The organism is Vibrio sp. 10N.222.46.A1 (genome assembly GCF_041473595.1).
Lineage (GTDB): Bacteria > Pseudomonadota > Gammaproteobacteria > Enterobacterales > Vibrionaceae > Vibrio > Vibrio tasmaniensis_A.
The window spans coordinates 1-266 of record NZ_JBFRSN010001731.1 but is presented as its reverse complement, the minus strand read 5'-3'; the positions used below and the strand labels follow the sequence as shown (position 1 = coordinate 266).

The 266-nt window shown below is 35.0% G+C and carries 1 protein-coding gene; it reads left to right on the top strand.

Annotation, left to right across the window (positions count from 1 at the left end; genetic code table 11):
* Positions 1-64 precede the first annotated feature (64 nt).
* Positions 65-266 (top strand): hypothetical protein (locus tag AB4496_RS29060; protein WP_372133589.1); only part of this gene is annotated, 202 nt, incomplete at its 3' end.

Here is a 266-nt window from a genome sequence, read left to right as displayed (position 1 = left end):
TTTGATATGTTAAGCGGACGGGTTCGTGCTTGCATGATTATGGTAATTAGTGAGGATTGAGAGTATGCAGCAAGGCTATATGTCTGAGTCTTCTTGGGATGAATTGACTTTTGATGAACGAAGTTCTTTACAGTTAATGAGAGAAAAATATAAGAACTCTGATCATCATCTGAAATTAATCGATCAGTCCTATGAAGCTATGGGAAAGATTTTTCGATCGAGAATCAATAGTGAAGTAATAAAATATAAAAGATATGAAGGAGACC